Source organism: Pseudovibrio sp. POLY-S9, assembly GCF_001431305.1.
Classification (GTDB): Bacteria; Pseudomonadota; Alphaproteobacteria; order Rhizobiales; family Stappiaceae; genus Pseudovibrio.
In genome coordinates this window covers 87,607-94,642 of sequence record NZ_LCWX01000228.1, presented here as the reverse complement: position 1 = coordinate 94,642, position 7,036 = coordinate 87,607, and the positions used below count along the sequence as shown (strand labels likewise).

The 7,036-nt window shown below is 53.9% G+C and carries 7 protein-coding genes; 1 reads left to right on the top strand and 6 read right to left on the bottom strand.

Annotated features, from left to right (window positions below):
• The 3 genes from pstC to PPL9_RS23075 form a co-directional block, all read right to left on the bottom strand.
• Positions 1-1,305: phosphate ABC transporter permease subunit PstC (gene pstC, locus PPL9_RS23085; RefSeq protein WP_244273445.1), on the bottom strand; the 1,305-nt coding region annotated here is incomplete at its 3' end.
• An 89-nt stretch (positions 1,306-1,394) separates the two neighbouring features.
• Entirely contained in the window at positions 1,395-2,414 is a 1,020-nt protein-coding gene (locus PPL9_RS23080) for a PstS family phosphate ABC transporter substrate-binding protein (protein ID WP_057464914.1), read from the bottom strand.
• A gap of 261 nt (positions 2,415-2,675) precedes the next feature.
• Positions 2,676-4,043, bottom strand: a complete 1,368-nt coding sequence (locus PPL9_RS23075) for an ATP-binding protein (RefSeq protein ID WP_057464913.1) — start codon at positions 4,041-4,043, stop codon at positions 2,676-2,678.
• A 487-nt stretch (positions 4,044-4,530) separates the two neighbouring features.
• Between PPL9_RS23075 and PPL9_RS23070 the strand changes: the two genes are divergently transcribed.
• Positions 4,531-5,112, top strand: a complete 582-nt coding sequence (locus PPL9_RS23070; protein ID WP_057464912.1) for a tetratricopeptide repeat protein — start codon at positions 4,531-4,533, stop codon at positions 5,110-5,112.
• Positions 5,113-5,136: 24 nt separating this feature from the next.
• Here the strand turns inward: PPL9_RS23070 and PPL9_RS23065 are convergent, their stop codons facing one another.
• From PPL9_RS23065 to PPL9_RS23055, 3 genes are all read right to left on the bottom strand, one after another.
• Positions 5,137-5,853: a hypothetical protein gene (locus tag PPL9_RS23065; RefSeq protein WP_057464911.1), complete on the bottom strand. Its 717-nt coding sequence runs from the start codon at positions 5,851-5,853 to the stop codon at positions 5,137-5,139.
• Positions 5,854-5,911: 58 nt separating this feature from the next.
• Positions 5,912-6,400, bottom strand: a complete 489-nt coding sequence (locus PPL9_RS23060; protein ID WP_057464910.1) for an SRPBCC family protein — start codon at positions 6,398-6,400, stop codon at positions 5,912-5,914.
• 18 nt (positions 6,401-6,418) lie between these two features.
• Positions 6,419-7,036: ABC transporter permease subunit (locus PPL9_RS23055; protein ID WP_244273444.1), on the bottom strand; the 618-nt coding region annotated here is incomplete at its 5' end.

Sequence of the window (7,036 nt, the reverse complement as noted above, 5' to 3'; positions counted from 1 at the left end):
GAGTGCAAATGCTGCGAGTGTTTTCGCGCTGTCGAATTCCTGGTCACCGACCAGCAAGGTGACGATTTGCACGGTCACGGTTGTTACAGCTTCCAGCGGGTTTGCCGTTATGTTTGCGGCAAGCCCTGCAGCCATCACCACGATCATGGTTTCACCAATGGCGCGGGAGATGGCGAGGATGAGAGCGGACACGATGCCCGGAAGAGCGGCTGGCAGAACAACCCGGCGGATTGTTTCCGACTTGGTGGCACCAAGACCGGCAGAGCCATCGCGCAGTGACTGTGGTACCGCGTTGATCACGTCGTCAGAAAGGGAGGAGACGAACGGAATGATCATAATGCCCATGACAAGCCCAGCGGCCAGTGCAGATTCTGAACTGACTGACAGGCCGATGCTTTCGCCCCAGCCACGGATAAAGGGTGCCACAGTCAACGCCGCGAAGAAGCCGTAGACCACGGTTGGAATACCAGCCAGAATTTCCAGAACCGGCTTTGCAATGGCGCGCACTGGCGTGCTTGCATAATCGGAGAGGTAAATTGCGGAGAGCAGACCAACAGGTGCGGCCACGAAAATAGCAATTGCCGTGATCAGCATGGTGCCAACCAGAAGCGGGATTGCACCGAAGATTTCAGTATTGGCTTCGCCGTGCTCAGCCCCTGCCCCTTCAAAGGCGCTTTGCGGGCTCCAGTGAGTTCCGAAGACGAAGTCCAGAATTGGGATCTGGCGGAAGAACATCAAGCTTTCGAAGATAAGCGAGAGAACGATGCCGATGGTGGTGAAGATCGCAACAGCGGAGCACAAGATCAGCAACCCCATGACGGTGCGCTCTACAAAATGACGGGCTCGCATCGCCGGTGCGATGGTGCGATTGCCGTACCACAGACCACCAGCAACCAAGGCGATGATCAGTGCTGTTTTCAGAAAAAGGGAAGTTTGCGCGAGCGAGCTGAACACTTCTGCCGCCTGCTCTTTGCCAGCATCTGAGAAGGCCACAATGCCGCCGAATGCGATGGCGCGCGCGTCCCGCAGAAATGCCTGAAGTTTTGCTTTGGACAGCCCTTCGACAATCTCGGCCTTTGCACTGATAACCATTGTATCAAGCAAGCGCGGCTCAACGACTGCCCATGCAATCAAAAGGACAAATGCTGGAAGAGCGGCCAGAATGGCCAAGTATCCACCATGGTAGCTTGGACGGGAATGCAGTGCAGAGAGCTGATGACCAGCAACCTGCATCGCCCGGAAACGCCCGTAGACATTCGCGGTTACGAAGACCAGTAGAAGAAGGGCAGCGTAAGTCCAGAACATTTGTTGTTTCGCCTTATCTGGCTTTAATTTTTGGAGGATGCAGGAAAGCGGTCAGCTGGACATGCTGACCGCTTTCTTAGCGTTTGCAATTAGAATGCAAGTGGTGTCAGCGCTGATGCAGATTTAGAAACTGCTGCACGGTCAGCTGCTGGCATCGGGATCAGACCTTTGTCAGCCAGGTAACCTTCGTCACCCCAAGTGTCTTCATTGGTGAACTCACCAAGGTATTCAGCGATACCTGGGATTACGCCAACGTGCTCTTTCTTGATGTAGAAGTACAAGGAGCGGGACACTGGGTAGTCGCCTGCAGCAATTGCATCAAATGTTGGAGCAACGCCTGCAATGTTTGCGCCCTGGATCTTGTCAGCGTTCTGATCAAGGAAGGAGAAACCGAAGATGCCGAGTGCATTCGGGTTCGCATCCAGTTTCTGAACGATCAAGTTGTCGTTTTCACCAGCTTCGATGTACGCGCCGTCTTCACGGACTTCGTGACACGCTTTTTTCTTCAGACCGAGGTCAGCAGCACCTGGCACCATTTTACAACCGCCCTGCATTGCCAGCTCAGCAAATGCGTCACGGGTACCGGATGTTGGTGGAGGGCCAAGCACTTCGATCTTCGAGTTAGGAAGGGAAGGATCGATGTCTGCCCAGGTCTGGTATGGGTTTGCAACCAGTTTGCCGTCCACTGGAACTTCTTTCGCAAGCGCGAGGAAGATCTGAGCCAGTGTCAGGTCCAGCTGAGTGCCAGCCTTGGAGTTCGCAAGAACGATGCCGTCGAAACCGACAGTAACTTCTACTGGGGTTACGCCAGCTTCATTACACTTCACCAGCTCCTTGCCTTTCATGCGGCGGGAAGCATTGGTGATGTCAGGAGTGTTTTCGCCAACGCCTTCACAGAAGAGCTTGATGCCGCCACCTGAACCAGTGGATTCAACAACTGGTGTTTTGAAGTTTGTCTTCTGACCAAACTGCTCAGCTACAGCTGTTGCAAATGGGAAAACAGTGGAAGAACCAACGATCTGAATCTGATCACGAGCCTGTGCGGAACCAGCAGCAATGGTACCTGCGAGAGCGAGCGCTGCAACGCTTGCGAATGCCTTGATTTTCACCTGAAGTCTCCTGGGAGTCTTGGTTTAAGAGCGCGTTGCGTTCATAATATTCACACAACGTGCTCTCATCTTTGCTTGAGCGAATTCTTTTCATTTGATTGAAACCAATCAAACGGAACGCGCTCTAAACTGTTTAACTACGTTCACCTCACAGCGCCCCGGCTGCGAGCTGGCTGTAACCTAGCGTTTGGCTGTGATGGTTATATGAACGTTGCGTATCAGTTTTATGACATTGCAAGTATTTGAATTTATTATATTATTTTAATCGATATCATTTTCATCATAAATAACAGCACCGGGTATGAACACGCGGAAGCAGGCGCCTTCATCTGGTTTGCTCTCAATTTCCAGGCGAGCCCTGTGCCTTGTCAGAATGTGTTTTACGATGGCCAGACCGAGACCTGTCCCCTTCATCTGACGGGAGGTGACAACGTCAACCCGATAGAAACGCTCGGTTAACCGCGGCAGGTGCTCAGGATCAATACCCGGACCGAAGTCGCGGACCTCTGCAATCCAATGTGGTGTCTCAGTAGAATCAGGGTCCAGACGGCATGTGACATCGACTCGCCCCCCGCTGGAACCGTATTTCAATGCGTTTTCGATGAGATTGCTGAAGACCTGAACGAGTTCGTCCTTCTCACCGCGAATCTCGGCAGGTTCCTCAGGTACATTCACATTCACCTCAACTCCCGATTCTTTCGCGACCGGGAGCAAAGTTTCTACAGAATGACGCATGATCAGGCTGAGATCCACGAGGGTTTCCGGCTGAACGTGCACCTTCATCTCAATGCGGGACAGGGACAGCAGGTCGTCAATAAGACGGCGCATGCGCTCTGCCTGATCCAGCATAATGCCGAGGAACTGGTCCTGTGCCTTCGGGTCGCCCTTGGCTGGGCCCTGCAAGGTCTCAATGAAGCCTGTCAGAGACGCCAGCGGGGTGCGCAGCTCGTGGGAGGCGTTGGCGACAAAGTCGGCCCGCATACGCTCCAGGCGGCGGGCTTCGGTCAGATCGCGAATGACAACGAGAATGAGACCCGGGCGTCCGCGGGGGACGGCGAGGTTTCCGCTGGAGACGGACCAGAGCGGCGCGATGTGCGCTTCCAGCCAGAGTTCCATCGGCACCTTCTCGGTCCAGTCGATGACTTCTGTAGAGCCGCCATTGGAGACACGGTCCAGCGCTTCCAGCAGCGATGGCGCGCGGATGCGGAAGGATAGAGGATCGCCAACTGCAATGGTGCCGAAGCGGCGCTGTGCAGCGAGGTTCACGTATTGGGTGGTGCCGCGATAATCGACGACAAAGCACGGGTCTGGCAGGGCGTTGACGGCGGACTTCATGCCGCGGTCGACGATCTCGCTGGCTTCCTTGCGGCTGACACCGCTTGGTGCTTTGACCTTGGTGCGGCTTTTCATACCGCCGCCGATGACCAGAACAAAAATGAGGGCGTATGCGAAGAACGAGGCCCAGACGGGTACGTCGAAGGCTATGGAGAAGAGAGCAAAAATGCCGGCAGATGCCAGAAGGATCCAGCGCACATCAACGGGTTTGCGATAAACCGCACGCCGGTTGAGACCTAATCTCAACGGCTCCTGATTGGCCTGCTTTTCTTCCTTGTCGGTATCCAGGGACATACGTGCCACTCTCTAAACGCCGCTGTGCGTTTACGTTGTTTTTCTTTCAAGACTGGCCGAGAATTTAACAGGGCCAGCATGACATTCTCGCGACGGCGGCACCTCATTTCTTCAGTTTTCCCAACTGGAGATTGTCAAAGACGTAGCGAAACCAAGGATCTTAGAGGGCCAGCGCCCAAGGGCAAACGATGTTTATCCGCTGAGATCGTATCGACGAGTTGCTGCGGTTATATATTTAGCAGGTTTAACAAATCAAGCAGAAGAGAAGCTGAGGAATAATAATTAATCGGCAAACCTTCATTTGCGGCAGTGCAGACGTCATGCAACCATCATGTTTAGCGTTTAGTGCTCAATTGAAGTGCAGTGTCCTCCCTCTCTTACCTTTGGTAATTGTATTTAAATGGCCTGCGTCTTTAAATAGGTCTTGCGAGCGGTGTTCGGCATCTATGATTGGACCGCTTTTGTAGGGTGTAACGAAGGGCGAACGATGGAAGAGATTCTCGAAAAGCTGGAAGCTGCGATTGCACGGAAGGATTGGGCGATAGCGGAAAAGTACATTCTTCTCATGCTGGAGGAGGATGAGACCAACCCGAGCCTTTGGTACAACCTTGGCCTTGTACGCCGCCGTGCGGGCAACAATGTGCAGGCTCTTGAGAATTTCGAGAAGACACTGGACCTCAACCCACAACACAAAGGCGCGATGTTTGAACGGGCTGCGGCTTGTCTGGACATGGAGGATTTCACCGCAGCGCTCAATGACTTTGCCGAGTTCACCGCCGCCTACCCTGATGATAGCGATGGATTGCTGAACCTTGCCCGCATCGCGCTGCACATGGAGGTTCCGGACCTGGCCCTGCAAGCCTTCCAAAAGCGGGCTGAGTTGGAAAACGATGCTGAGAACGTTCTTGGCGCGGCAGAAGCCATGCAGATGCAGGGCAATAATGAGGGCATCGACATGTTGCGCCGGTTGTTTGCCAACAATCCGCCTGTTCGGCCTGAATTGCTGAAAATTATGAGCCAAGGATCATTCGGGCGCGTGCCGTTGAACTCTAAGGCAATACTTCCTTAGAGTAGCCTTTCCCTCACCTGCCTTCTAAGCCTCAACGGAGCGCTTGGCACGGACAGATTTGCGGTAGTGACCCGGTTCTGCCTGCAGTTTACCTTGTGTGTCCAGATGGGTTTCGAACTCAGCTTCATCCATCGGAGCACAATCTAACTCCAACGCCTCACGCTTAAATGGGAAGGCCTGCGCTATCGGCGTGCCTGCTTTTAGCGTGCCTTCGAACTTTGGGTCTTTCCAAAGCGCTGGAAAATGAACAAAGCCACCTTTGAAGCGGTCACAATCCACCACTCCGGCCAGTGTCCTGAACGGCAGTTCTTCGCGGTTAAGCGGATGAGTGAAGAGCAGCGAGATGCCTTCAGGGGCTTCGATACTCCAGAAGTTGTTGAGCTTGATGATGAAATCGCCCGGGTTCGTGCCCAGCGGTGCACCGGTTGCCTGTTCTGGCACATGCAGGCCGATGGGTGATCGGGTTTGTTGTGCTTTTGGTGAGACGGGCTTCGGCCAGTGCCATGAGAACTCGCCGTCTTTCATCGTCACATCACAGGGCAACTTGAATAGGATACCCGTTGAAAAGCCATCAATGATCGGCGGGCAGTGCTTAAGCGTGCGTACCTGTTCGCTGCCCAGCAACTCGCTTTCGACCGTTGACGGGATGTCTTTCAACCAGTCGGGCAAAGCTGCCTTTGCTTCTACAGGCTCTGGGATATGTCCATGTAGTTCTGGCAGGCAACGAAACGTGAGCTTCATGAAGGCTCCTAAATGTGGCTCTTGATCCGAAATCCAGCTCCTCTTTTCAGCGAGATGCTTAGATTTTCACGATGGCAGTTTTCAGCTTGTTCAGGCAGTAGGCCCATCCGGCGCTGGAATTCATGGCACGCAGGTATTCCCGCCAGCCGTCTCCGTAGCGCTCAAAATGACTATGCACCAGTTTGAGCTGCGCTCCACCTTCAACATCTGAAAACTGAATTGTGACGATGCCAGCTTTTTGCGGGTCTTCAATCAAAAAGCGTTTGGGAGAAATCTGCCAGGCGAGGACAATCTTGCTGCCCTCCTCCAGCTCCTGAATGGTGCCCCAATGTAAGCGCCTGCCGTCTTCAACATCCTCAAAGCATGAGCCGCCGACCAGAGGCTCGATGCCGAGCACGCCCTCATGTGCGAACCTGTACTCTGCGGGCCACCAGGCGTCGATTTTCTCCAGAAAATATGCGTAGGCGCTTTGAGCTGATGCAGGCAGAAGCACCTCTGCCTTGCATAGTGAAAATTGCTCCAAGACGCCCATTTCGCCTGATGTCATCGCATCCCCCAATTACACTCAGCCGCGTCCCTTCCTGCGGCGAGCCATCACGTAGACTGTAGCAGCAATTATCGTAATTGCTACAAAGAGAACACCGATGACATTGATGACAGGGGATATGCCAAACCGCATGCGAGCACCAATCTCCGTGACCAATGTCCAGCTTGGGCCAATGGCAAAGAAGGTGGTGTTGTAGTTCTCAATAGACTGCAGGAACGAGATTGCAGCGGCTGTGAGAATGGTCGGCATGAGGAATGGCAGTGTGATCTTGCGGAACACAAAGAACGAAGAGGCTCCCAGATCCAACGCTGCCTCTTCCTGCACAATATCCTGCCGTTGCAGGCGTGCCATGAACATGAGCATGCAGTAGGAGGCGATGAAGCTGGACTGAGCAATAGTTGCGGTCAGCAGGCCACCTTCCACCCCGAAGGCATCGCGCCAGAAGATGAGCGTGGTTGCCCCCAGCACGATGCCCGGTGTGAGCATGGGCGACACAAGGACGGTATAGAGGAATGTGGTGGCTTGGGATTGCAGGCGTGTGAGCAGCAAAGCCCCAGCCAATCCAAGAGGGATTGAGATGATGATGACGCCCAGCGCGATGACCAACGAATGCCAAAGCCCGTCAATGAAACGCTG

Excerpts from the sequence above, each read along its gene's own strand:
- PPL9_RS23065 (WP_057464911.1), bottom strand. The coding sequence starts at position 5,853 with ATGAAGCTCACGTTTCGTTGCCTGCCAGAACTACATGGACATATCCCA.
- PPL9_RS23070 (WP_057464912.1), top strand. The coding sequence starts at position 4,531 with ATGGAAGAGATTCTCGAAAAGCTGGAAGCTGCGATTGCACGGAAGGAT.
- PPL9_RS23075 (WP_057464913.1), bottom strand. The coding sequence starts at position 4,043 with ATGTCCCTGGATACCGACAAGGAAGAAAAGCAGGCCAATCAGGAGCCG.
- PPL9_RS23060 (WP_057464910.1), bottom strand. The coding sequence starts at position 6,400 with ATGACATCAGGCGAAATGGGCGTCTTGGAGCAATTTTCACTATGCAAG.